The 23,303-nt window shown below is 68.9% G+C and carries 23 protein-coding genes and 2 pseudogenes; 5 read left to right on the forward strand and 20 right to left on the reverse strand.

The window, feature by feature from the left end; translation table 11 throughout:
* The first annotated feature begins 181 nt into the window (after positions 1-181).
* On the forward strand, positions 182-805 hold the full coding sequence (locus tag ACZ45Z_RS08490) for a hypothetical protein (protein ID WP_468358139.1): 624 nt from the start codon (positions 182-184) through the stop codon (positions 803-805).
* Positions 806-923: 118 nt separating this feature from the next.
* The gene (locus tag ACZ45Z_RS08495; protein WP_468358142.1) at positions 924-1,106 is read left to right on the forward strand and encodes a hypothetical protein; all 183 of its coding nucleotides are present in this window, start codon (positions 924-926) and stop codon (positions 1,104-1,106) included.
* A gap of 438 nt (positions 1,107-1,544) precedes the next feature.
* Here the strand turns inward: ACZ45Z_RS08495 and ACZ45Z_RS08500 are convergent, their stop codons facing one another.
* From ACZ45Z_RS08500 to ACZ45Z_RS08525, 6 genes and pseudogenes are all read right to left on the reverse strand, one after another.
* Positions 1,545-2,375, reverse strand: coding sequence for an urease accessory protein UreD (locus ACZ45Z_RS08500; RefSeq protein ID WP_468358145.1), 831 nt, complete (start codon positions 2,373-2,375; stop codon positions 1,545-1,547).
* Positions 2,372-3,073: an urease accessory protein UreG gene (gene ureG, locus ACZ45Z_RS08505; protein WP_468358147.1), complete on the reverse strand. Its 702-nt coding sequence runs from the start codon at positions 3,071-3,073 to the stop codon at positions 2,372-2,374. Before ureG ends, ACZ45Z_RS08500 begins: the two co-directional genes overlap by 4 nt.
* 40 nt (positions 3,074-3,113) lie before the next feature.
* On the reverse strand, positions 3,114-3,788 hold the full coding sequence (locus ACZ45Z_RS08510) for an urease accessory protein UreF (protein ID WP_468358149.1): 675 nt from the start codon (positions 3,786-3,788) through the stop codon (positions 3,114-3,116).
* A gap of 93 nt (positions 3,789-3,881) precedes the next feature.
* Positions 3,882-5,897 carry an urease subunit alpha gene (locus ACZ45Z_RS08515; protein WP_468358152.1) on the reverse strand — a complete coding sequence of 672 codons (2,016 nt, stop codon included), beginning with the start codon at positions 5,895-5,897 and terminating at the stop codon, positions 3,882-3,884.
* 5 nt (positions 5,898-5,902) lie between these two features.
* The gene (locus ACZ45Z_RS08520) at positions 5,903-6,610 is read right to left on the reverse strand and encodes an urease subunit gamma (RefSeq protein WP_468358155.1); all 708 of its coding nucleotides are present in this window, start codon (positions 6,608-6,610) and stop codon (positions 5,903-5,905) included.
* A gap of 459 nt (positions 6,611-7,069) precedes the next feature.
* Positions 7,070-7,450, reverse strand: a pseudogene (locus tag ACZ45Z_RS08525) (class I SAM-dependent methyltransferase); the annotation flags it as partial.
* Positions 7,451-7,472: 22 nt separating this feature from the next.
* Between ACZ45Z_RS08525 and ACZ45Z_RS08530 the strand changes: the two are divergent.
* Positions 7,473-7,884 (forward strand): annotated as a pseudogene (locus ACZ45Z_RS08530) (LysR substrate-binding domain-containing protein); the annotation flags it as partial.
* 556 nt (positions 7,885-8,440) lie between these two features.
* Here the strand turns inward: ACZ45Z_RS08530 and ACZ45Z_RS08535 are convergent.
* The 3 genes from ACZ45Z_RS08535 to ACZ45Z_RS08545 form a co-directional block, all read right to left on the reverse strand.
* Positions 8,441-9,913 (reverse strand): amino acid permease, encoded by a 1,473-nt coding sequence (locus tag ACZ45Z_RS08535; RefSeq protein ID WP_468358158.1) that lies wholly within the window; start codon positions 9,911-9,913, stop codon positions 8,441-8,443.
* 703 nt (positions 9,914-10,616) lie between these two features.
* Entirely contained in the window at positions 10,617-10,901 is a 285-nt protein-coding gene (locus tag ACZ45Z_RS08540; protein WP_468358161.1) for a DUF1877 family protein, read from the reverse strand.
* Between the two features lie 127 nt (positions 10,902-11,028).
* Positions 11,029-11,781: a hypothetical protein gene (locus ACZ45Z_RS08545; RefSeq protein WP_468358163.1), complete on the reverse strand. Its 753-nt coding sequence runs from the start codon at positions 11,779-11,781 to the stop codon at positions 11,029-11,031.
* Between the two features lie 98 nt (positions 11,782-11,879).
* On the opposite strand from ACZ45Z_RS08545, the gene ACZ45Z_RS08550 reads away from it, so the two are divergent.
* Positions 11,880-12,521: a TetR/AcrR family transcriptional regulator gene (locus ACZ45Z_RS08550; protein ID WP_468358166.1), complete on the forward strand. Its 642-nt coding sequence runs from the start codon at positions 11,880-11,882 to the stop codon at positions 12,519-12,521.
* Between the two features lie 434 nt (positions 12,522-12,955).
* On the opposite strand, the gene ACZ45Z_RS08555 is transcribed toward ACZ45Z_RS08550, so the two are convergent.
* From ACZ45Z_RS08555 to ACZ45Z_RS08590, 8 genes are all read right to left on the reverse strand, one after another.
* Positions 12,956-13,204 carry a hypothetical protein gene (locus ACZ45Z_RS08555; RefSeq protein WP_468358169.1) on the reverse strand — a complete coding sequence of 83 codons (249 nt, stop codon included), beginning with the start codon at positions 13,202-13,204 and terminating at the stop codon, positions 12,956-12,958.
* 180 nt (positions 13,205-13,384) lie between these two features.
* Positions 13,385-13,951: a methyltransferase domain-containing protein gene (locus ACZ45Z_RS08560; protein ID WP_468358172.1), complete on the reverse strand. Its 567-nt coding sequence runs from the start codon at positions 13,949-13,951 to the stop codon at positions 13,385-13,387.
* A gap of 246 nt (positions 13,952-14,197) precedes the next feature.
* On the reverse strand, positions 14,198-14,785 hold the full coding sequence (locus ACZ45Z_RS08565; protein WP_468358175.1) for a DUF998 domain-containing protein: 588 nt from the start codon (positions 14,783-14,785) through the stop codon (positions 14,198-14,200).
* 309 nt (positions 14,786-15,094) lie between these two features.
* Positions 15,095-15,835, reverse strand: coding sequence for a hypothetical protein (locus ACZ45Z_RS08570; RefSeq protein ID WP_468358178.1), 741 nt, complete (start codon positions 15,833-15,835; stop codon positions 15,095-15,097).
* A gap of 131 nt (positions 15,836-15,966) precedes the next feature.
* Positions 15,967-16,311 (reverse strand): transposase family protein, encoded by a 345-nt coding sequence (locus ACZ45Z_RS08575; protein ID WP_468358743.1) that lies wholly within the window; start codon positions 16,309-16,311, stop codon positions 15,967-15,969.
* 814 nt (positions 16,312-17,125) lie between these two features.
* The gene (locus tag ACZ45Z_RS08580) at positions 17,126-17,614 is read right to left on the reverse strand and encodes a GNAT family N-acetyltransferase (RefSeq protein WP_468358181.1); all 489 of its coding nucleotides are present in this window, start codon (positions 17,612-17,614) and stop codon (positions 17,126-17,128) included.
* A 332-nt stretch (positions 17,615-17,946) separates the two neighbouring features.
* Positions 17,947-18,750 (reverse strand): hypothetical protein, encoded by an 804-nt coding sequence (locus ACZ45Z_RS08585; protein ID WP_468358184.1) that lies wholly within the window; start codon positions 18,748-18,750, stop codon positions 17,947-17,949.
* Between the two features lie 514 nt (positions 18,751-19,264).
* Positions 19,265-20,209: a GlxA family transcriptional regulator gene (locus tag ACZ45Z_RS08590; protein WP_468358187.1), complete on the reverse strand. Its 945-nt coding sequence runs from the start codon at positions 20,207-20,209 to the stop codon at positions 19,265-19,267.
* Positions 20,210-20,280: 71 nt separating this feature from the next.
* Here ACZ45Z_RS08590 and ACZ45Z_RS08595 point away from each other — a divergent pair, with 71 nt between their 5' ends.
* Positions 20,281-21,246 carry an NADP-dependent oxidoreductase gene (locus tag ACZ45Z_RS08595; RefSeq protein WP_468358190.1) on the forward strand — a complete coding sequence of 322 codons (966 nt, stop codon included), beginning with the start codon at positions 20,281-20,283 and terminating at the stop codon, positions 21,244-21,246.
* Between the two features lie 233 nt (positions 21,247-21,479).
* On the opposite strand, the gene ACZ45Z_RS08600 is transcribed toward ACZ45Z_RS08595, so the two are convergent.
* The 3 genes from ACZ45Z_RS08600 to ACZ45Z_RS08610 all read right to left on the reverse strand — a co-directional run bounded on the left by ACZ45Z_RS08600 (position 21,480) and on the right by ACZ45Z_RS08610 (position 23,290).
* Positions 21,480-21,929 carry an SPW repeat protein gene (locus tag ACZ45Z_RS08600; RefSeq protein ID WP_468358193.1) on the reverse strand — a complete coding sequence of 150 codons (450 nt, stop codon included), beginning with the start codon at positions 21,927-21,929 and terminating at the stop codon, positions 21,480-21,482.
* A 284-nt stretch (positions 21,930-22,213) separates the two neighbouring features.
* Positions 22,214-22,507, reverse strand: coding sequence for a hypothetical protein (locus ACZ45Z_RS08605; protein WP_468358196.1), 294 nt, complete (start codon positions 22,505-22,507; stop codon positions 22,214-22,216).
* A gap of 90 nt (positions 22,508-22,597) precedes the next feature.
* Entirely contained in the window at positions 22,598-23,290 is a 693-nt protein-coding gene (locus tag ACZ45Z_RS08610; RefSeq protein WP_468358198.1) for a SchA/CurD-like domain-containing protein, read from the reverse strand.
* Positions 23,291-23,303 lie beyond the last annotated feature (13 nt).

Below are 23,303 nucleotides of genomic sequence, written 5' to 3' on the forward strand. Positions count from 1 at the left end.
TGTTCGACAGAGCTAGGCGCTTCCTCGCAGATCCGAGGGTGGCAAGGTTGTGGTAGGCGCCGGGCCGGGAGACGCCTGGGGGAATCTGGGAACGAATGTTCCCACCTGGTGTTCGCATCATCGGCGGCGGCGGGTCGGTTGATCAAGCGCAATCCGGCCAACCGATCATGGGACTCGATCCGTGAAGATCAAAACCGCGTGCAGGGCCGTCCTCGGGGCCGTCTGCGCCTTGACCGTCCTCGCCCCCACCCAGGCCCTCGCGGCGCATGCCCCGGCGTGTCCGCACAAGGCCGTCGCCTACCTCAATGCCCAGGACAAGCAGGAAGACACCGAAACCGCCGAGGACACCGCCCAGCGGGCGTACGACCAGGCCGTGGCCGACCAGGCCAAGCTCGACAAGGCAGCCGACATCGGGGGCAAGCTGTTCGGCGTCTTCCAGGCCGTCCGCACGGACAGCAGAGCGGTCTACGACGCGACTCTCAAGCTGTTCAAAACGGCGCAGAGCGGCGACGCCGCCGCCACGGCGGATGCAGCCATCACCGAGGCCAACGCGGCACAAAAGGCACTCGACGCAGCCAGCGAGCCCCAAGGCCCTCGCGATGACGCGGCGAGGGAATCCGCCAAGTACCTGATCGGCCAGGTGCGCGAACAGGCCGATATCGCGCGGAAAGCGACGAAGGCCAAGGACGTCGGAGCCCGCAAGACCGAACTGGACACCGCGATCTCCGCGAGGGCCGCAGCGAACAAGGACATCCGGCCGAAGCGGGACGCCTACCGGGACTGTCTGGCCAAGGCCAACGGCTGAGAAGACAGAACTGGAGGGCCTAGCTCCCGTGCGCGGGAGCGAGGCCCTCTTGGCAGGAGCGGAGTGCCAGGGAGCGCCAGGAAGGCCAAGTCGCGCGCTCAGTGACCAGGACCCCGAGGTGCTGATCGTGATCGTCTGCGACAGCTTCTCCCCGCACCTGACCACGAAGAGGCGCCAACGTGTCGGAGCCTGGGAGGCGGAGAACAGCATCGCAGCCCTGCGCTACTTCACCCTGGACGGCACCGACCACGCCGGCGACCGGTACCTACGCACGCTCGCCGACGGGGCAAACGTTGCTTGATACGGCACTAGGCACCATCCGATGGGTGCGTCCGATGGTGCGTCCGATGGGTGCGTGACCGGCGCTGGACGCTCATCGGGACTTGCCCACGTGTTTCGGGAAGCGGAAGACCGCTCACGCCACTGGGACTGGGCGGTGGTGGGGACCGCACCTGGGAGAAAGTCCGGGTGGCAGTCCAGACGGATGCCGATGTGGAGGGCCCTGATCGACTCGACTGTGGTGAGCGTGGACCCCACAGTGTGCCGCGCCCACCAGCAGGCGCCCGGTCGCGGACCGCACGCGAGTCCCGCGCCGGAAGGCGGCCTTCGGCACGGACCCAGCCGGTCCGTGCCGAAGGCCCACCACGTCAACGTCCCCCACCGCACAGGGCCGACCGAAGTCCTGGCTGCCTCCGAGTGGGTGGATGGATGGGTGGATGCGTGGATGGGGTAGGTGGGTTCAACCCCTAGCGCGTCCAGGACGACGGGAGGTGCTGTGTGCGGTGTCGAGGAGGTGACGCAGGCGGAGGCCGTCCGGGGCGACGGCGGTGACCAGGGCGGCAGGGCCGGCGAGCGGCGTCAGCACTGCCTGGCCGTCTTCCGGTGCGTCGCCGAGCAGGCGGACTTCGGGAGGTGTGTCCTCGAAGTCCGGGTCGACGACGAGGAGTTGCCCGGCCGCACGGTGGTCGGCGAGGACGGCTGGGCCGTCCCAGCCGGGAGCGCCCGGTCCGTACGCGGCCTGTTGGTCCAGCAGAGTGTGCCCACCGCGTCGGACGGTGAGACGAGTCGTCACGTGGCCCGGTGGTTCGCCCGTGCGTCCAAGGACCTGTTCTTCGCGCAGTACGAGTCGTGCGGTGGAGGCGAGGTCGACGGTCCAGGTCTGCCGCAGATTGCTGCCGGCCGCACAGATCAGCGGCTTGGGGAGCCAGTGGAGCACCGCGTGCTCTGCCACGGTCAGGTGTACGTCGTAGATGGCGTGCTCGGGGGTGGGGCCTCGCAGGGCGAGGGTCGCGGCGGCGGAGGTGATGTGGAGTACCGCGCCCGCCTGGGCGGTGGCTTCGATGCGCAGCCGGTCGCCGCCGAGGGGGGCGCTCATGGCGCCGACCACGCACACGCGTGCCTCGGTGCCGAGTGAGCGCAGGCGCCGGAGTTCGAAAGGCCCGTCGCCGTCCAGGACGGGCAGGGTGGTGGTGCCGCCCCTGGTGGCTGCCGTGATGCGGGCGGTGGCCCGTACGCCCAGGGCGGGTGCCTGTTGGGTGGCCGGCACGGTTTCTTCGGCGGTGAGGGTCATGCGGGGCCTGCGGTCCAGTGGGTGAGGCGTTCGCGGACCCAGTCGGCGACCGGTTTGACGCCGGCCTCGGTCTTGAGGGAGGTGAAGGCGACGGGGAGTTCGCCGCGCTGGACCTTGGCGTCGCGGGCCATGCCCTCCAGGTCGGATCCGACGTAGGGGGCGAGGTCGGTCTTGTTGACGACGAGGAGGTCGGCGGTGGTGACGCCGGGGCCGCCCTTGCGCGGGATGTCGTCGCCGCCGGCCACGTCGATGACGAAGATCTGCGCGTCCACGAGCCCCTTGGAGAAGGTGGCGGTGAGGTTGTCGCCACCGGACTCCACCAGGATGAGGTCGAGCGGGCCGACCTCTTCCTCCAGGTCCTCGACGGCTTCGAGGTTGGCGGAGATGTCGTCCCGGATGGCGGTGTGCGGGCAGGCACCGGTCTCGACGGCCTTGATGCGCTCGGCGGGCAGGACGGCTTCGCGGAGCAGGAATTCGGCGTCCTCGCGGGTGTAGATGTCGTTGGTGACCACGGCGATGGACAACTCGGCGCGCAACGCCCGGCACAGGGCGGCGACGGTGGCGGTCTTGCCCGAGCCGACCGGCCCGCCCAGGCCGACGCGCAAGGCGCGCCGGGTGCCGTCGGAACGTTCAGGGGTGGCGACGCTGTAGGTGTGCCGGTGGGGATACTTCTCGTCGAGATCGTGACCGAGGTGCATACGTAACTCCTGTTGTGTATGTCGTCTCGTGGCGTGGTTGTCAGGAGGCGAAGAGGCGTACCGGCCAGGCGGCGTGCTGCTGTGCGGTGATGTCCAGCAGCGGCGCGGAGGCGGCCGGCAGCGCGTCGAGCCCCTCCTCGGGAATGCGTCCGGCGGCCGCGGTGGCTGCGGCAGCGGTCTGGTCGAGGTCGGGGGCGAGGCGGGCGAGGACGGCGGTGGCGTCGAAGGGGTCCAGGCTCAGTAGCCGGACCGTTGCCGTGGCCGGACCGCTGACGGTTTCGTACGCCGCCGCATATGCGGCATCCAGCGGCTCAAGCCCGGCCGACCGGGCGGCCAGGCCCAGGACCACCGGCTGGTGCGCGCCCTGCGGCCGGGCCGCGGCCAGCGCGTTCAGCTCGGCCGACGGCCAGGTGGCGCGGGCCGCCCGCATCATCTGTCGCCCGAGTTTGCGGGCGGTGCTCCGCAAAGCCTGCACCGGGGTGCGGGCGTCGGCGGCCTCGTCCAGTTCGAGCGGATCGTGGCCGGCGGCGGCCGCGGCGGCCAGTGCCGCCGCGACCAGGCCCGCGGTGTGCAACCGCCCCCGGCAGAAGTCCTCCAGCGAGTCCGCATCCCTGATACGGCCCGCCGCCACGGCCGGTTCGGCTCCGCCGGAGTGCGCGTGCCCTCCCGCGGGGAACCGACCGTCGGCCAGGACGAACAGCGCGGCGCGGTTCATCGTTCGCAGGTCACCATTCTTTCTTCGTTCGTTCTTCGCTCTTTCTTCGTTCTTCTGGCTCACCGCGTCGGCGAACGATGCGCCTTCAGGGGCTCAGAAGAGGAAATACCGCTGCGCCATGGGCAGTTCGGAGACGTAGGCCCGGTCGACGATCTCCTCATCGACGAATGACGTCACATCCGTCACCTTCGCGCCGCCGATAATGACCTCGTAGGTGTCGGCATCGATGCGGACGTTGGGGGTGGCGTTGTTCTCCTTCATGTCCTTCTTGAAGACGCCGCGCGTGTTGGTGATGGCCTTGAACTGCTTGTTCAGCTTGCGCCGTTCGGGTCGCCCACTGCCGTTGGCATCCTTGACGGCGGCGTCGTCGGCGTGTTGGGCGGCGAAGTTGTCGATGGCCCGTTGGGTGACGAAGTTGTAGGAGATGGCACCGGGCGCCAGGCCGGTGGCTCCCCACATGGGGCGCGGCAGGACCGGCTGGGGTGTGGGGATGGACGCGTTGGCGTCGCCCACCTGCGCGTACGCGATCTGTCCGCCCTTGATGATCATGTGCGGCTTGACGCCGAAGAACTTCGGCTCCCACAGGACCAGGTCGGCCAGCTTGCCGGTCTCCACCGACCCGACCACCTTGTCGATGCCCTGGGCGATGGCCGGGTTGATCGTGTACTTCGCGACGTAACGGCGGGCCCGCCTGTTGTCGGCGAGCGGTGGCGCGGGCTCCGGTGTCTTGTCCTCCGGCTCTGCCTTGTCCTCCGGCTCCGCCTTGTCCTTCGGCTTGTTCTCGCCCTCGGGCAGGTCCTCCTTCAGGAAGCCGCGGCGTACCTTCATGACGTGCGCGGTCTGCCAGGTGCGCATGATCATCTCGCCGATGCGGCCCATGGCCTGGGCGTCCGAGGACATGATCGAGATGGCGCCGAGGTCGTGGAGGATGTCCTCGGCGGCCATCGTGGAGGGCCTGATCCGGGAGTCCGCGAAGGCCAGGTCCTCCTTGACCTTCGGGTTGAGGTGATGGCAGACCACCACCATGTCGAAGTGTTCCTTGACCGTGTTGACGGTCAGAGGACGGGTGGGGTTGGTGGAGGCGGGCAGTACGTTGCCCTCCTGCACCATTTTGATCATGTCGGGCGCGTGTCCGCCGCCGGCGCCCTCGACGTGGAAGACGTGGATGGAACGGCCGTTGATGGCGTCGATGGTGTCCTGGACGAAGCCGGCCTCGTTCAGTGAGTCGGCGTGAAGTGCGAGCTGGACGCCGGTCTCCTCGCAGACTTCCAGGCACTGTTCGATGACGGCGGGGGTGGCACCCCAGTCCTCGTGGATTTTGAGGCCGATGGCGCCGGCGTCCACCTGGTCTTCCATCGACTTCTTCGACATGGTGGCGCCCTTGCCGAGCAGCCCGATGTTGACCGGGAAGGAGTCCAGCGCCTCGAAGGTGCGGTCGAGGTGCCAGGCTCCGGGCGTGACGGTGGTTGCGGTGCTGCCCTCTGCCGGTCCCGTGCCGCCGCCGATAAGGGTGGTGACACCCGCGGCCAGTGCCTCACCGACCTGGTCGGGGCAGATGAAGTGGACGTGGGTGTCGATGCCGCCGGCGGTGAGGATCCTGTCCTTGCCCGCGATGACCTCGGTGTCCGGACCGATGACGAAGTCGGTGGGCTTCGGGCCGATGCCGTTGTGGCTGTCGGCGTTCTCGTGCAGGGGGTTCATGGTCTCTGGGTTGTACGCCTTGCCGAGCGCGACGATGTTGCCGTCGCGGAGGGCGACATCGGCCTTGACGATGCCCCAGTGGTCCAGCACGACAACGCCGGTGATGACGGTGTCAGGAGGCAGCACACGGCTGCCGGCGGCCTTGTCGGTGACGTCAGGGTCACGGGGCGCGATGGACTGTCCCATCGATTCCCGGATCACCTTGCCACCGCCGAAGACCATCTCGTTGCCACTGCGTCCAGGACCGCCGGACCAGTCATCCTCGATCTTGATCTGCAGCGCCGTGTCGGCGAGGCGGATGCGGTCGCGGGTCGTCGGGCCGAACCGGTCCGCGTAGGCGGCGCGCGGCAGGGGGGCGAAGGACTTCAGCTCTTCTTGGCAGCAGGAGCAGTCGGGGCACTGAGCCATGGAATTCACACCTGCTTCTCGTCGAACGAACCCCTGGTTTTTTTGAGCGAGCCCTCGATCTTCTCGGGCAGGCCCTCGACCTTGCCGCGCAGACCGTGAACCACCTGCTCGCCCTCGATGGGCACAAGCTCCACCTTTTCCTCGATGCCGGGCTCGAAGCGCATGGAACTACCCGCGGGGACGTTCAAGCGCATGCCCCACGCCTTCTCACGGTCGAACTGCAGCCCGTCGTTGGCCTCGGCGAAGTGGTAGTGGGAACCGACTTGAATGGGGCGGTCCGCCGGGTTCTTGACCTTCAGCTCCGTGACCTTGCGGCCCTCGTTGAAGGCCACGACCTTGTCTCCCTTCAAGGGGGAGAAGTCCGTCTTCCCCGGCCAGACGTTCGACTCTTCGTCCTTGCCCGCTTCCGGGAGCGGGTCGTGGATGGCGACCAGCTTTGTGCCGTCGGGGAACGTGGCCTCCACCTGCACGTTCTCGATCATCTCGGGCACGCCTTCCATCACCTCCTCCCGGGTCAGCAACTTCCGCCCGGAAGACATGAGTTCGGCGACGGTCCTGCCGTCCCGAGCCCCCTCAAGGACATGCACGATCAACAGCGCCATCGTCTCGGGGTAGTTGAGCCGCAGCCCCCGGGCCCGACGCTTCTCGGCGACATCGGCCGCCACGTGCATCATCAAACGTTCTTGTTCATGCGGAGTCAGGTGCACTGCCATTCCCTGCGTTCGCCCTGCCCAGGACGTCTGTCCTTGGACCAGTGTGCTGGGACCTGGTCATGAGCCATCGGCAGTCCGGGCGGAGCCTCCACGACGTGACTCTCGTGCCGTCGACTCAACACAGCTTCCATGGTCGTCAGGCCCCAACGCCTCGTGGAAGCATCCTGATCACACCGACAGAGCCGGAAACGATCACAGCCCGACCGACACCCGTATGAGTGACGGCCGGGCCGATCCGTTCGAACGTGGGGCTTTCGGCGGCTCAGTCGCTGCCAACTGGCCACCGAACGGCCACTGATGCATGTTGCGCCGGTGATGCGGGCGCTCGCGTAGGCGCCTGTCAGGTGAGCGATGCGTACGCCGCTGAGGAGGCCCCCGGGCTCCAGTTGTGGGAACCAGGTGCTGGGGATGGTTGCGACGGCGACGACTCGTCGGTCGGGCCCGCCAGTTGGGCGGCGGTCACCTGAGTTGCCTGCCCTTGCGCATCAGCAGATGGCCCCGGCGGTACCGTTCCTCCTCGCGCGGCTCGCGCAACATCCGTCCGACTTCGATGAATCCAGCGTTTCCGGCCGGCGCCGCGAGGTCGTCGATCGGCCACCGGTACGCTGTCGCCACTTTGTGGTCGAACGCTGTGACCGACTCGCCCTCCGACTCGAAGAACTCGAAGAAGGCGAGCAAGAGGTGACTGTCGGGCGCGAGTACCCGCCGGAACTCGGCGAAGTGCGAAGGCATGTCCTGCGGTGGGGTGTGAATGACCGAATACCAGGACACGATGCCGTTCAGCTTGCCGTCGGCCAGGTCCAGGGCGTCCATGGAGCCGACCTCGAACCGAGGACGGGGCCGAGGGTGGTCGCGGTGTGTCCTCGTCTCCGACGGCCATCCCGACGTGGGCGAACACCTCACGCTCGACGACCTGCGCCGCCTGCCGTGGGTGACCTACCGGCGGACGTACGACGCGGCCGCGGTCCGGCAGCTCGGCATGCCGGGCATCGAACCCAGGACGGAGGTCTCCGTCGACAGCTTCCAGGCCCTGCCCTCGCTCGTCGCCGGAACCCGCCGCATCGCCCTCATCCAGGAACTCCTCGCCGACCGGCTGCGTGGCGTGGCTCCCGTACGCGTCATTGGAGTGCCCCTACGAAGCCGTACCCGTCCGGGAGGCCCTGTGGTGGCATCCGGTGCACACACACGACGCCGCCCACATCTGGCTCCGCGAGACGGCCGAACGGGTCGCGGCGTCCGCGTTCTCACCCCCGGCCCATCCGCGGGCCGAGTGAGGTGCGTGCGGGATAGCGATGGAACGGGGGCTGGGCGGCGCGCTGACGGCCTCGCCCTCAGGGCCCCGGCGACCAGGGCGGGCGGCAGGGCTGTCGGGTCGGGACGGGTCGTGTGGTGTGTCGTGCGGACTGTGTGCGGGCTCCAGGACTGGCTCACGTGCCGCTGGGAGGGGGTGGACGGCGGAGCGGTCGGAGACGGCCAACGGCTTCGCCCGGGCCGAGAACGCCCGCGCCAGGCTCTCGTAGCCGGCGGGCGGCGGGCCGGGGGCGGCGGGCCGGATTTTCCGGGCTGCTCGCGGCTGCTCACGGCCCACGTCCATCACCGCCGAGGCACTGCTGAGGCGCTGCTGAGTCGCTGCTGAGTCGCTGCCCAGCCGCTGACGATCCGCTGCCAGGCTGCGTCTGCTCGTCGCCACCGCCTCCCGCCATGCGCATCGGCGGGCCCGCCGTTCAAAGCCGACGGGGCGCCCAGGCGGCTGTGCCTGGGCCGCCCCGTCGGGGAGGTGACGGACGGCCGTCAGGAGCCGTCTGTCGGGGCTTCTAGAGCCCGTACCGTTCAGCCGCGGGGCTGTCCGGCGGTCTCCAGCTCCTTGTCCTGGGACGTCCCCTTCGCCGCGATGTGCGGGTTGCGGGCCTTGAGGATGGCCCAGCCGACCGCCAGGCACACGGCCCAGCCGGCACCCACGTACAGCGACACGCGGCTGTCCGGGTCGATGGCGATCAGCACGGTCACCATGAGCAGGAACACCACGGCGATCCAGCTACACAGCGATCCGCCCGGCGCCGGGAAGGAGGAGGCCGGCAGGCGGCCGGCGACGACCGCGCGGCGGTAGAGGATGTGGGTGATGAGGATCATCAGCCAGGTCCAGATGCCGGCCGCGGTGGCCACCGACATGACGTAGCCGAACGCCTTCTCCGGAACGACGTAGTTCAGGACCACGCCGATGCCCATGAGGGCGGCGGAGAGGGTGATGGCGACGGCCGGGGTCTTGCTGGAGCTCAGCCGGCCGAGGGCCTTCGGGGCCTCGGTGTTGGCGGCGAGGTCGCGGAGCATGCGGCCGGTGGAGTACATGCCCGAGTTGCAGGACGACAGCGCGGCGGTCAGCACGACGAAGTTGACGATCGCCGCACCGGCCGGGATGCCGATCTTCGCGAAGGCGGCCACGAACGGGCTGACGCCGGGCTCGAACTCGGTCCACTTGACGACCATGAGGATCACGCTCAGCGCGCCGACGTAGAAGACGATGATGCGCCACGGCAGCGTGTTGATGGCCTTGGGCAGGGTCTTCTCGGGGTTCTCGGACTCACCCGCGGTGACACCGACGAGCTCGACGGCGAGGTAGGCGAACATGACGCCCTGGAGGGTCATGAGGCTGGAGCCGACGCCCTTGGGGAAGATCCCGTCGTGGGCCCAGATGTTGGAGACCGCGGCGGCGTCCCCCGCCTGGCTGAAGCCGAAGGTGACGACACCGATACCGATGACGATCATGCCGATGAGCGCGGTGACCTTGACCATCGAGAACCAGAACTCGATCTCGCCGAAGATCTTCACCGAGATCAGGTTCGCCACGTACAGCACGACCAGGAAGACCAGCGCGGTGGCCCATCGAGGTACTTGCGGGAACCAGAAGTTCACGTAGATCGCGGCGGCCGTCAGCTCGGCCATGCCGGTGACGACCCACATGAGCCAGTACGTCCAGCCCGTCACGAACCCGAAGAACGGACCGAGGAACTCGCGGGCGTACTCCGAGAAGGAACCCGACACGGGGCGATAGAGGAGCAGCTCGCCCAGCGCCCGCATGATGAAGAAGACGATCACGCCGGCGAGGGCGTACATGAGGATGAGGCTGGGCCCGGCCTTGGCGATGTTCGCGCCCGCGCCCAGGAAGAGGCCGACGCCGATGGCGCCGCCGATGGCGATCATCTGGACTTGGCGACTGCCAAGACCTCGTTCGTAACCCTCTTCCGGTGTGGTGCCTGAGGCCCCATTGCCGTCGCCGAGGTTCTTGCCGACCTGCGTTGAGGTCATGTGTGGTGCGCCCTTTCCGCTCCATGCCGACCCGCGCCTTGCTTGGCGACGGATCGGGTCTCGATCCCCCCGGATACTGATGGAGTTGCATGCCGGCGATCGGCCGACTCAAGCGCCCCCTACGCGGACATGGGTGACGTCCGTCAGGTGGTCGAGAAGATGTACCACGGGCGAAAACCAGCCAGCGTGACGCAGGCCACAGGGCAAATCGGAGAAATCTCACACGACCCGGCAAATCGCCCGTTGCGGTGATCGGATCGTTATTCGAACCGAGCAACCCGTTGAGCGAACACCGCCGCATTGCCGACGCTTCGCACCAGTCGCCGAACGAGCGTTATGGATCATGACGGGCGCGGACTTGATCTGTGTGAGGGCGCGGCAACGGAGTGTGACAGTCCGGGCGGGCCCGGAGGCCGACGGCCGGAACGCGGGGTGGGTCCCCAGTGGCGAAATATAGACGTTTAGAGGTCGGCGGGTCGGCCGCGGGCGGGTGGATCGGCTGTCACAGCGGGCCGAGTGGAGGACCCGACACCGGCGGTGGTGGTGGACGAGCGCGACGCCGACCTTCCCGCACGGCGTGGCGCGGCGCGACTGCGCTCGGGCTCGGTCTCGGCCTCGGGCTCGGGCGAGTGCCTGAGCCCTCTGACCCACCCCTGCCAGCGCCCCGTCTCAGCCGGGGGCGGGGGCGTAGCTGTTCGGCCGTTCAGAAACTGAGTTCCCGGATCGCTGCGGAGCCTGCGGCCGCGGTGGTGGTGAAGAAATGCAGCAGGGTCTGGAAAGCGCCCTCCAGGTAATCGAGACCGTTCCCGTCGCGGTCCCAATAGCCGTGGCCGGGGTAGATCTCGTCTGCCCTCATCCTGTCCAGGTCGTCGTCTTCCTCGCCTTCCTCACTGCGTTCGACGACCAGCTCTTCCGCCCAGTCCGGATCCTGCTCCGCCCGCTCCAATTCCGCCGGCGTCACCCGGACGAACTGTATGTCCTGCCCCATGAGATTCCTCCAAAGGCGGAACAGAGAGCGTGGAAGCGACTGCCGGTGCAAGGCAGTCACGGGCCGAACGAGTACACGACAGTCATCCGAATCGACGGCGGCAGTCAAGGCTCCTATGACTGCTACTTCAAGGTCTACGGCGCTCCACCGGGGTGCCGCTGATTGCTCGATGTGGAGGCGTGAGTTTGCGGGCGCCGCGGGGCCCGGACTCCCCCGCGGCTTGCAGCGTTCCCGAGCGCGGCGTCCAGCGCAGTACCGCCCAGATGAGGATTGCGAGCGCGAAGCCGTACACGGCGACGAGGCCGTGGCCGTTGTCCTGTGTGCACCACATCAGCAGCCCTAGTGCCGGGACGCCGGCCGCGAGGGCCTGCTCCTTCCTCTTCCGGGTGCGCGTCAGGAGGGCTGCGGCCAGGGTCGCCCCCAGGAAGTAGGTAGCGCCGGAACTGCCCGCGAAGTTGCGAGGGTCGGCGGTGGGGCCTCCGTCCAGGCCGAGCAGGGCGTCGATCCGCGCGGGAAGGAGGATTCCGGCGACGAAGAGGAGCAGCGTCAGCGGGCCGCCCCATAGCCACTGCGCGAGCGCAGCCACGAGGGCGAGGGTGGCGATGTTCCAGATCGCGCCGGCGACGCCGCCGTTCTGCATGAAGACCGAGGTGAACACCCGCCACCAGCCGGTCTCGGCGGGATCGTCGTCGAGCGCGGCCATCGCCCCTGCCCAGCACATCTGCAGGACGACACCGGCCACCGCCAGCACGGTCAAGCCGACCGCGACCCACGGGACGGGCCGCCCGCGCAGCGAGTCGCGCCCCACCGCGCCGATCCCACTATTGATCATCATCACCATCAACGCGGCCGTGGTCGCGTTGAACAGCAGTCCGCCCATGTCCCCCGGAACCCTCTTCCAACAGTGTTCGAAATCGGTCGGCGGTGACGCTAGCACACGTTTTCAAACGGCGTTTGAAAAGTTGCTACGGTGTCCCCATGAAGCTCACCAGGGAGCGGATCCTCGACGCCGGCATGGCCACGTTCGCCGAGACCGGATACCACGGCCTGTCCATGCGCCAAGTGGCCGAGCGGCTAGGCGTCCACGCGGGCAGCCTCTACTACCACGTGCGCAGCAAGGACGAACTGCTTGCACTGATGGCCGACCGCGTCTGCCGGCATGCGTACGACGGCGGCAGCACCGCCCTGGCCGCGCTCCCGCCCGAGGCGACATGGCAGGAAGAGATCGAGGTTCAAGCCGCAGCACTGCGCCGGAGCATCCAGCAGCACCCGGGCGGCGCGCTCCTGCTGGCCGACAGCCCCAGAACACTGAGCACCGGCAGCCTGTCCCTGATGGAGCGCCTCCTCAAGACCCTTCTCGACGCCGGCGTCCCCACCGAGCACTGCGGCATCGCGGCCGACACCCTCCTCAGCCACGTCACGGGCTTCGTACTCCAGGAGCATGCCGAACCCCAGGTGCCGAATGTCACCGTGGAGGCTTGCGCCGAGCTGCGCGCGCGCTTCCCCCTCGTCATGGAGCAGATGCCCCGGCTGAGCCAGGACGAGAAGTTCCGGCGAAGCATCCGGCTCCTGTGCACGGCATTCGAGACCCTCAAGAAGAACGACGACAGCGGCGCGTGAGGATCCGGCTCCCTCCTGAAGACCGCGGTCGATTACGCGGTCGCGCACCCGAAGGGCGTCCCGATGTGGGTCAGCGCCAAAAACCTTGCTGTTCACGCAGGTTGAGGAGTGGCCTGCCACCTCGTGCACTCTCCCGTAATCGCTCCACTGTGACTGTGGCAGACCTCACTTGATCGGCTCCACCCGTGCTGTGGCGGGATGCGTGTCCGTGCGCACGACTGCGCAGTGCCCCTTGCGCAGTCGTCTCGCCATACGGTGTGCGACCGCCCAACCGTGAAGCCCTGTAGGGACATTCACCGTCGTGGGTGGACTCGCTGTCCCATTCGGGCCGCGCGGTACCGAACGTCAGCGCGAGCGCACCGGGGTCGGCACACTGCCGCAGGAATCAGCGTTCTCGCACCAGAGGAGCCACCCGGCCGCTCTCCCCCTTGGTGCTATGCGGCCCGAGCGATCTGGCTTCCGGGCAGCCAGCGTGGGCCAGTCTTGGGATCGAGCGCCCAGACGTACTGCTCTCCGATGGTGCGTGTCATCCCGAAGTCGTACAGCCCCGGGGCTCCGGCCTCTTCCCACTCACGCCAGGCTGCATCCAGCTCGACGGCCAGGCAGCGCGAGCCACCCTGACGGGCGGTCGCCGAGCCGCCCTCCGCCTCGATCATCGCCCACGAGGAACGGCCGTCATGCACCCAGGCGATCACAGCCTCGGCGGCGGCAACGGTGCGGACCTTGATGTCGGGATGGATGACCCGCAGAACGAACAGCAGACTGGCGTCTTGATGGAGCTGTCCTAGGTCCCTGCCGAACAGGCTTTCTGTGGCGAGTGGCTGTCTCTCGCGGACCTGCTCACAGGTCAGCCCCTGGTCGGTTCACCGAGCGGGCATGAACGTCGCCATCCCTTGGACCCAGCCGCACGCCGACCGGCCATCCGGAGCGACGGTCAGCGCGACGTGCCCTAGCCGGCCCCAGGGGGTCACGATGCGGCCGCCGGGGCGAGTCTGCTCCACCCAGGCCCACGGCACCTCGTCAACGGCGTACGTGGAGATGACCCTGTCGAACTTCCCGGCGCCCGGAGCGCCGAGCGCGCCATCACCGGTAAGCACGTCGACGCCGCCGCCCGTCGCCGCGAGGTTGGCGGCCGCTGCGGACGCCAACCGCCGGTCGTACTCGACGCTTACGACACGCCCCGGTCCGGCGCGCTTCGCGAGGAGCCGGGCGTTGCGGCCGGTCGCGGCGCCCAGCTCCAGTGTGGCGTGGCCTGGCTCCAGCATCAGCGAGTCCAGCATGTCGGCGACGACATCCTCACATGACAGGCTGGAGCTGGGCAGGCCGTCAGTGACCTGAGTGATGGTGGAGGCCTCCACCTTCCCGTCCGAGTTGCCGGGCGGTGGCGTTCCCTCGCTCAGCGGTTTGTCCGGCTTGCTGTGATCACCCACAGGCGTTCCTCCCCTTGCACCGAACGATCCGGTGCCATGGTGATGCACCGGCCCCAACGGTCAGGGCACCGAGCGCTCTGGCCGGATCCCGCCGGTGCCTTGAGGGCGGCCCGCGCACCGACACGCCCGTGAGCATCACCGACGAGAGGTGCGGGTGGTCCCCCGAGGGCCGTTGTCGATGCGTTGCATCCCGGTGTGCAGGACGACCCAATCGTCGTATCGGACCTGGATTCCGGAGCCGGATGTTCATGGCGAGCGGGGCTGACGCAGACAGGAAGCGACGACCACAAACGGCCACAGGGACTGCGCGGTCGTCAGAACGCGTTCCGCGACACCGGCGGCACCGTGGCCCCGCAGCTCGATCAAGAAACATGCTGCACCCAGCCCCATCAGCGCGGTCACCGTGATCGACACCGCGGGCCGCAGTGCCCATGGCGCGGCTTTGCCACGATCCGCGGCCAGGACCGGCCATACCGCCAGGAGCGTGAAGCCGACCGCGACCACGAAACCGTGCCCGAGGGAGCCGCCACTGCTGGGTTCCGGGGACAGCGCCACCACGATCGCCGCCAGGCCACCGGCCCCCAACGCCACACGTCCGGCGAGCGAAGCCACCCGCAGGCCCCAAGCGGTGACCAGATGACAGACACCGAGGGCGATCAGCGCGCCGGTCAAGACCCACTTCCCGGCAGCGCCGTCGGCCCCCAGGACGCTGATCGTCTGAGTGACGGGCTCATAGCCGGGCCCCTGGAGCAGCGCCGCGATCACCCAGGCACCAACCAGGACGACGGGCGCGCATCCCGACGACACCAAGGTCCACCAGGGAACAAGTCGCATCACGACACCATAAAGGAACCACTCCCGCTCCCCCACACACACGCGGACGAGCGATGGCTCGGGTGACCGGCGGTGCCGCTGAGGGGAGGCAACCTGTGCACGGCCGCTATGAGCGGAGCCTGGGCGACAGCGCGATGGGGGGCTCGGCAGTCGTCATCCGACTGCGTATTCGCCGGTTCTTATGCCCTGGGGCCCGGATGGCTCGGATGGCTCGGATGCTGGGTATGCCCGTCAAAGGCATGACCGCGTGGGCCGTGTTGCCCGCCGCCGGGCACTGGCGAGTCAGCGCCCGACGCGGTTCCCCGGCGGTTACTGCGCCACGGGAGCCTCGGGCGGGGCGCCCTTGTAGTCGTCTCCCACCGGCTTCTCCATCGCCGGCTCCTCAGCGAACCGCGCGCCGTCGATGTCACCCCGCTTGGCGACGATCCGGTAGCTGAACTCACCGCCGGCCGATGGTGTCCTCGAGCGCACCGTGAACCCCGAGCCGGTCCGGTCGCTCACGTACAGCGCGTTGTTGTCCCCGTACTCCGTGAGGAAGACGTGGTACTCGCCGTTGCCCGTGACGGCCTGGAAGGTCTCGTCCAGCGAGACTTCCGCGACGCCGTTGTCGAGCCGGCCGGACCCGAAGTCCTCGAACCAACTCTCCGGGCTCTCCACCGCATACAGCAGTCGCAGGCTTCCGTCTGCAAGCGGAACGGCGGACGACTTGGCCCCGGTGACCGTGAGGGCTCCGTTGATACGGACGGGACCGTCGAAGCGCGCCGCCAGTCCCGAGCGCGACCTGGCCCAGATGGCGAACGCCTGGGAGCCGGTATGCGCGTCCGCAACGATGCCGTTGCCGTCCCGCGCGTTGGACTGTCCATTGACACCGGCTCCAGTGGTGCCGCTTCCGAATCCGATCACCCCGTCGCCGTTGGTTCCCTGACACCTTCCCACGACGCCGGCGAGCTTGCCGTGGATCTCCGCTCCTGTGGTGATTCGTGTGGCGTTCGTCTTGAACCCGATGTCTGCGGGTCCCAAGGCAATGAATTGATTGTTTTCGCTGCTCACGCTCGACCTCCATCGCTCACGCGGGCCGTTGTCCGCCAGCCCTTGGCCGCATCGAGCTTGCACCGAGGCGCTCCGGCAATCCAGCCGCCCCGCCCCGGTGCCGCCGCCCTCGGGTTCTTCAACCGTATGGCTCAGACCGCACACGGGCGCGGACACGGACGGCCCGGCCTGCCGTCGCGAAACCAGTGCTGTTCGGCGAACGTGACCGCGGCGCACTCAGGCTTCCGGCACAAGAACCGGCGAATACGCAGTCGGATGACGACTGCCGAGCCACCCATCGCGCTGTCGCCCAGGCTCCGCTCATAGCGGCCGTGCAAACCCGAGGAGGCCGTGCCACACGCCGGGCACAGCCCCTCAGAGGCTCGCGCCCACGCGACGATACGGATCACACCCGGCGCCCGCTCGACCTCATCCACCGAGACAAGGCCGGCCAGATACGGCAACAACACTTCAAGCCCCCGAAGATCACACGCCATACATGATGACGAAACCCGATGACGTTGCGTCACGAGCCCAGAAAATCAGTGCCAGAGTTGCCGAAAGCCACCGATGACGACTTGCTCACCTTCGCCAACGCGCTCAAGGATCCACACACCGCCAGGGGCGTCGCAGCGTCCAACGCCACACCCACGTCGGGTCTCGCTCGCCACCAACCATGCGACTGAGGCAGCCCAGTGCCTTGTGGCCAACGCTGACAACTGGCAAGCAACCGCGAGGACGGCGGCACACGAGGCTGACCGCAGCAATGACGCACGGGTTGAGGCGCGGAAGGCCGCATGGGTGTGTGAGGGTCCCTCGGTGAGCGACCTGCGCTGCGTCCACGTGGTGGCGTCTGAGCGGGCCCGACCAAGTGCTCGGCCGGCAACAAGTTCCGGTGGCCCAGCCGAGAGTGACTGTGGGAAGGGACTTGGCATCGTAGACCGGTGCCGGAGTGGTGATGACGTCGGTGGTGATGAACCGGTTCCGGCAACGGTGGGCGATCAGTCGATCCAGACGTACGCGAAGATGCCGAAGACCCACAGCACGGCGAGCGCCGCGACCACGCCGAGCCCGGCGATTGCTACCACAACTGCCTTCGCTCCTACAGAATTTGCCATGGCGTCATTTTCCTCCTCGCCCGGTCGTCGTGTGCGGCGGGGTGTCCCGTCCCCGGTTAGCTGAGCGGCAGCCCGTCCACCAGTACCTCGCCTCCGCTCGGCGGGGGCCTCGCTCGCAGGTGGGGCAACCGGACGCGTTCCCCGGCCCACATCGTCAGGAAACCATCCAGATGTACGGAACTACTGGGCGGTCTCAGGCGGCCGGGGTCCAGCGGTAGGTCGCGTCGGGCTCGTTCTCCTCGTTGCGGCTGCCGTCGTTGGTGTCTACCAGTTCGAAGCCGTGACGGGTGTAGAAGGCGATCGCATCCTCGTTGCGCTGGAAGACGTGCAGGGAAAGGCCGTCGGGGGCGGCGGCGCGCACCTCGGCCAGCAGGCTGCTGCCGATCCCGTGGCGGCGCACGTCGGGCCGCAGGTACAGGTGCTCCAGCACGCCGTCTTCCAGAGCGGCGAACCCGAGGATTTCCTGGGTCGCGCCGTCTTCCGCCACCCACGCGCTGCTGTCCGGGAGCATCACGTGAGTGATCCAGGCGAGGGTGTCCTCGTCGCTGTGAATGCGCGGCAAGTAGGGCATCGACGCCGCGCGGGAGGCGAGGAAGACCTCGGTGATCGCGGCGGCGTCCGAGGCGGCAGCGGGACGAATCGTGACGGAGTGTTCGGAGTGTTCAGAGTGTTTGGAGTTCAACGATCAGTTCCTTCTAGGAAGTCTCGTATGTCGGGCGATGGACCTCGGCGGTCTGGCAGCACGTACACGTTGATGCCCCCCTGCGGCGGGCAGTGGTCGATCCAACCACGCGCGGCACCTGGGGGCTTGGGCGGAGAGATGCCCGACAGGGCACGCAAGACGGTACGGCGCGACAGGAGCACGGCCCACGTCGAGAGCAGAGGTCAGCGTGCCGATCAGGGCCGGAGTTGACCGCTCGCGTTCGGCCGCGACGTGTCCGCGCTGGTCTGGCACGCACCGGACCCCAGGGTATTCGGAGGGGCCCGCCAGGCCCTGCCGTCCAGACCCTGACGTCAGGCCAGTTCTTTGATTTCGAGGTAGATCTCCTCTTCCACCTTCAACTGGGCGTTGAAGCCATGGAATCCGCTGGGTGGTGCGGTCTGGAAGAACGCGCCATCGACGAGCTCGGGGGCCGTCAAACGCCGTTCGGGGCTCTCGGTGTGGCCGCCGATCGATACCGGGTCAGCCTCTGCGAAGGCCTCCGCGAAGAAGCTCTCCATCGTGGCCGCGTCATCGGGCAGTGGCTCTCCGAGCCCGTTCGTCGCCGTTTCGGGGACTGCATGGACTGCGAGGATCTGGTCGTAGCTCGGCCTGTTGGTGATCCGGTGCGCCAAGTACAGCCGGTCTCCGTGCCCGAAGCACAGGTCCGTCAGCGGCTCCGACCCGTCGGACGTCGCGTTCGGGTCGAGCCAACCGAAGTACACGACGCGCCGGACGGTCGCCACCGCGCCCCTGACCAGGGGCTGGCGCCGTCCGCCTTTGCGCTCGAAGTGGCCGCAGAAGATCGATCCCGTGATCGATGTCCTCATCGGGCCGCCGGCCGCCGGATCGAGGTCCGCGATCGGAAAGGGTTCGGGGACGAACGTGTCGTATTGCTCGTCAGGTATGGCGTGGCGGTGGGAGACCAGCGCGGCGCGGGCGTCGTCCTCCAGTTCCACCTCTAGAAGCATCTGGCAGCTATGCGCGCCGCCGAACATCGGTAGATGCGACAGATAGAACACCTCTCGGCCGAACAGCAGCATGCCGTGGACGCCGGTCGTGTCGCCATGGCCGGGACCATGACCATGACCGCCAAGGTGCCCGTGATGGTCACTCATCGTTGCCTCCTGCGAGTGGGGTAAGACGCGCTGTCGTCAAAAGAGCCAGGGCGCAAGCGAGCGGGTAAAACGATTCGACGGCGGGGATTCGACGGGGGGCCGGAGTGACCACTGCGGCCGGCACTCGTCAGGGCCGTGTGCCATCAGTGCGCTGGGTGCCCCGGGGAGATGTCAGATGCCAGGAGGGCGGGGCCTGGGGCAGACCTGGCCAGTCTGCGGAAATCGGCTTCGGACAGCCGGGATCGACGCGATCCGCCGCCATGTCGTGACGCACGTACTCGGAGTCGGCTATCCCAGATCGACCTTGTCGGAGGCGACGTCATATCGGTTGAGGGATCCGCAACGCACTGGGTGCGAGTCCTTCGAGGAGGTCGGCTCGTCCGTCCCGTACGTCCAGCTAAGGCCAATTCTCCTGGTGCTGCAATTCAGGGGATCGGTTGTCGAGTCAATTGAACAGCGCGACGTACGGGAGTCGTTCAAGCACCCGCTGAGCATGGTGGCGGTCCGGGAGAGGTCAGCGGTCGCTCGCGGCCTGAAAGGTGCGGCGGTACGCCTGCGGTGAGACGCCGATCGCGGCGTGCAGGTGCTGGCGCAGCGACGCGGCCGTCGCGAAGCCCACCCGGCCGGCGATCCGCTCGATGGGCAGATCGCTGGACTCCAGCAGTTCCCGCGCCCGGGCGACCCGCTGCTGGATCAGCCATCGCCCCGGGCTCATCCCCACCTCGTACCTGAACCGGCGGGCGAACGTCCGCAGGCTCATCCGGGCGTGCCCGGCGAGGTCGGTCAGCGTCAGCGGCTCGTCCAGCCGTCTGAGCGCCCACTCCCGCGTCGCCGCCGTCCCGGTCGCGGACGGCTCCGGCACCGGCTGCTCGATGTACTGCGCCTGTCCGCCGTCCCGCCACGGCGGCACCACGCACCGGCGTGCGACGTGGGTCGCCACCTCGCTGCCGTGGTCCTTGCGTACGAGGTGCAGGCACACGTCCACGCCGGACGCGGCCCCGGCCGAGGTGAGGACGTCGCCGTCGTCGACGAACAGCACGTCCGCGTCGAGGGCCACCGCCGGGAACAATTCCCGGAACCGGGCCGCCAGCTTCCAGTGCGTCGTGGCCGGGCGCCCGTCGAGCAGACCGGCCGCGGCGAGCGTGAAGGCGCCGGTGCAGATGGACACGATGCGCGCGCCGGCCGGGATCAGCGCGAGCGCGTCCGCCACCGGTGCCGGGAGCCGGGCCGAGGCGGGAGCCGACGCGTAGGGCGGGATGACCACCGTGTCCGCGGTGGCCAGTGCCTCCGGCCCGCTCTCGGCGGTGATCACGAAGTCCGCGGAGGTACGCACCGGGCGGCCGTCGGCCGTGCAGGTGAGCACCTCGTAGCGGCCGTCCGCGGTGCCGAAGACGCGCTGCGGGATGCCGAGCTCGAACGGATAGACCCCGTCGAGCGCCAGGACGACGACACGATGCATGGCACGATCCTATCGGTGCATGGCATTCATGCCACTCCCGACGGGCGGCCGAACGCCGCAGGCTGGGGCGCATGAACGACATCAACACCATGCGCGCGATCAGCCAGGACGTCCTCGGCGGCCCCGAGGTTCTCAAGGAGGTCCGGCTGCCGCGGCCGACGCCGGGGCCCGGTGAGGTCCTCGTCCGGGTCCACGCCGCCGGGGTCAACCCCACGGACTGGAAGCACCGCAGTGTGCCCGGGCTCTTCCTCGGCGAGCCGCCGTTCGTCCTCGGCTGGGACGTCTCCGGCGTGATCGAGGCGACCGGCCCGGGCGTCACCCTCTTCCAACCGGGCGACGAGGTCTTCGGCATGCTGCCGTACCCGTACGGAGCGGGCACGCATGCCGAATACGCCACGGGCCCCGCCCGCGCCTTCGCGCCCAAACCGACCGCCGTCGACCACGTACAGGCCGGCGCCCTGCCGCTCGCCGCCCTCACCGCCTGGCAGGCCCTGGTCGACACCGCCCGCCTCGAAGCCGGGCAGCGGGTGCTGATCCACGCGGCGGCCGGCGGCGTCGGCCACCTCGCGGTACAGATCGCCAAGGCCCGCGGAGCGTACGTGATCGGCACCGCGAGCGCCCCCAAGCACGACTTCGTGCGCGCCCTGGGCGCCGACGAGGTCCTCGACTACCGCACCACGGACATCACCGAGGCCGTCCGCGACGCCGACGTCGTCCTCGACTCCCAGGGCAGCGTCCACGCCCTCCGCTCCCTGCGCAGCCTGCGCAGCCTGCGCCCGGGCGGTGTCCTCGTCTCCCTGCGGCTCGATGACGGCAACCCGGCGCTCTTCGAGGAGGCGGCCCGGCTCGGCGTGCGGGCGGAAGTCATGCTGGTGGAGGACGACCACGCCGGGATGGCGGCCATCGCCGGACTCGCGGCCGACGGCAGGCTGCGCGCCGAGATCGCCGGCACGTTCGAGCTGGCGGACGCGGCGAAGGCGCACGAGCTCGGCGATACGGGTCGTACCGCGGGGAAGCTGGTGCTGACCGTGCGGTGAGGAGGGGGCGCGGAAGAGTGGAACGCCCCCAGTCACGGCTTGGCACGGCAATGGGCTCACGGCCTGGCCCGCCCCCCCCCGGCACGACGCGGCGGCTCCGCATCCTCAAGGGTTGCGGAGCCGCTTGGCGTTTCTTCCCGGGCGACGAGTGGCCCGGCGGGACTGTCCGCTCACCAGGAGCGAGCCGCTGGGAGCAGGACGTGACGTGTCACCACGAAGGGCGGCGCTTCATGTCACTGCGAAGAGCGGCGCTTCATGCCGACGGTCATTCCCGCTGCCGCCAGTCCCAGCAGGCACGTCACCGCGCCGACGACACAGTTGCTCCAGATGATCCCCGCGCCCGCGCTGTGCGCGGCCGTGACCACCCAGGGCGAGATCAGAAGCCAGACTCCCGCCGGCGCGACGGTCCAGGCCAGCCGGAACATCCGCACGGGCGAGAGAACCAGCCCCAGCCCGAGCAGGGCCACGGTGATGCCGACGATCAGGTTGTTGACCGTGATGAACGGGTCGACGTTGGCGAAGTGCACGACCCACGGCGAGATCGCCGCGTACACGCCGGCGAGAAGGATCATTCCGTCGATGGCGGCCGCTTGGGGGCTGGCGACGGTGCGTTCCATCCGCTCCCGCATCTCGGCCAGCTCGGGGTGGCCGCTGAGGTCGTTCGATTGAGGTGAGTACGACATCGCAGTCGCTTCCTTCTCTACGAACCTTCAACTGATTTTTTCCTTATGCGAGGAGTGCCCCGTTTGGGCGTATCCACACGAAGGGCGCGAAAAGTTTTCAGGGCTGCGGGCTGCGGGGCGGCGGGGCCGTTGATCTGCGGCTACGGATACGGATACGGCTACGGCACGAGGCGTGCGCCGAGCCCGTGTCCACTGACGCGGCACAAAAGACGGAACCGGGCACCGCCGTGGTGAGCGGCGGTGCCCGGTAGGGGTCGGCGGCGTGCGCCGTGGCCCGGATCGGTCTACAGAGGGTCGGCCAGAGTGCTGTCCGCCAGCCTCAGGGGAGGAGCCGGCGAGGACAGGGCGTCGGAATTGACGGGAACACCCCCGACGACGGCATGCAACGGGAGGGCTTCGACGGCGCTGTAGGTGTCGCCCCTGCGAGGAAGGGAGCTGTAGGTATCGCCCCTGGGAGGGAAGGAACCGAGCAGCGGGAGGCCGATGTCGCTCCCGGCGGCGGGTGCGGCCTGAGCGGTGGCGGGAACCAGGAGTGCCGCTCCGGCCAGGGCGGACACGATGACGAGTTTCTTGAACATGTGAAGGCTAACGAGGCGTCGGTCGTCCTGGATACGTCGACGGGGCGAATGCGTCGGGGCACGCGGCGGGCACGAGCCGCCACGGGCCTGTCAGCGGTTGTGCACGGGGCCGGTCGCCGGTCCCTCGGTGGGTGTGGCCGGCGGCGGCGCCATGGTGCAGGTGGTGAAGAAGGCGCGGAAGCCGTCGGCGGTGGTGAGGTCGGCGGGGAAGGTCAGCAGGCGATTCAGGGCGGCGCCGAGTGCCGAGCTGGGCACCACGCGGGTGATGTTGTCCAGTTCTTCCTCGGCCGAGGCGGTGGCCTCCCAGTACCGCACCACGGTGTCCCCCCGCGCGTACACCGTGCTGCTGACCAGGGCCGAGGCGAGCCGGTGCGGAGTGGCGGGGGCGACTCCCGCGGTGAGCAGACGGCACAGCGTCTCGCCACGGCCGGGGCGCACCGGATAGAGCAGGGCCCGGCGGTGCACGTGGCCGCTCGGCGGCCCCGGGCGGTGGTAGTGGGCTCGGCGGTCGAGGCGCGCGCGGGCCAGGAAGGCGGCCGTGGACAGCCCCGGCGGCACGTCGCACAGCCCCCTCAGTCTGTCGTTGCGGTCAGGCGCGGCGACGATGGCCGCGTCGGCGAGGTGCACGACCCGGCCGGGGGCGAGGAAGGTGGCCGGGGGACGTGCCGACGAGGTGGCGGCCCCGCGGCCGTCCTGGTGGCCCGTCGGGGTCTCAGCCAGGAGTCGGGCCAGCGTGCGCTCCTCGCCGGGCCGGACGTCCAGGGCCAGTGCGATGCGCTCCATCTCCACGTCCCGC

This window comes from Streptomyces sp. NPDC031210, from assembly GCF_055570395.1.

Coding starts and splice junctions, on each gene's coding strand:
- ACZ45Z_RS08535 (WP_468358158.1), bottom strand. CDS start 9,913: ATGACCTCAACGCAGGTCGGCAAGAACCTCGGCGACGGCAATGGGGCC.
- ACZ45Z_RS08520 (WP_468358155.1), bottom strand. CDS start 6,610: ATGGCAGTGCACCTGACTCCGCATGAACAAGAACGTTTGATGATGCAC.
- ACZ45Z_RS08605 (WP_468358196.1), bottom strand. CDS start 22,507: ATGTTCAAGAAACTCGTCATCGTGTCCGCCCTGGCCGGAGCGGCACTC.
- ACZ45Z_RS08550 (WP_468358166.1), top strand. CDS start 11,880: ATGAAGCTCACCAGGGAGCGGATCCTCGACGCCGGCATGGCCACGTTC.
- ACZ45Z_RS08500 (WP_468358145.1), bottom strand. CDS start 2,375: ATGACCCTCACCGCCGAAGAAACCGTGCCGGCCACCCAACAGGCACCC.
- ACZ45Z_RS08585 (WP_468358184.1), bottom strand. CDS start 18,750: ATGAGTGACCATCACGGGCACCTTGGCGGTCATGGTCATGGTCCCGGC.
- ACZ45Z_RS08510 (WP_468358149.1), bottom strand. CDS start 3,788: ATGAACCGCGCCGCGCTGTTCGTCCTGGCCGACGGTCGGTTCCCCGCG.
- ACZ45Z_RS08610 (WP_468358198.1), bottom strand. CDS start 23,290: ATGGAGCGCATCGCACTGGCCCTGGACGTCCGGCCCGGCGAGGAGCGC.
- ACZ45Z_RS08540 (WP_468358161.1), bottom strand. CDS start 10,901: ATGGGGCAGGACATACAGTTCGTCCGGGTGACGCCGGCGGAATTGGAG.
- ACZ45Z_RS08600 (WP_468358193.1), bottom strand. CDS start 21,929: ATGTCGTACTCACCTCAATCGAACGACCTCAGCGGCCACCCCGAGCTG.
- ACZ45Z_RS08545 (WP_468358163.1), bottom strand. CDS start 11,781: ATGGGCGGACTGCTGTTCAACGCGACCACGGCCGCGTTGATGGTGATG.
- ACZ45Z_RS08590 (WP_468358187.1), bottom strand. CDS start 20,209: ATGCATCGTGTCGTCGTCCTGGCGCTCGACGGGGTCTATCCGTTCGAG.
- ACZ45Z_RS08595 (WP_468358190.1), top strand. CDS start 20,281: ATGAACGACATCAACACCATGCGCGCGATCAGCCAGGACGTCCTCGGC.
- ACZ45Z_RS08515 (WP_468358152.1), bottom strand. CDS start 5,897: ATGGCTCAGTGCCCCGACTGCTCCTGCTGCCAAGAAGAGCTGAAGTCC.
- ACZ45Z_RS08565 (WP_468358175.1), bottom strand. CDS start 14,785: ATGCGACTTGTTCCCTGGTGGACCTTGGTGTCGTCGGGATGCGCGCCC.
- ureG (WP_468358147.1), bottom strand. CDS start 3,073: ATGCACCTCGGTCACGATCTCGACGAGAAGTATCCCCACCGGCACACC.
- ACZ45Z_RS08575 (WP_468358743.1), bottom strand. CDS start 16,311: ATGGCGTGTGATCTTCGGGGGCTTGAAGTGTTGTTGCCGTATCTGGCC.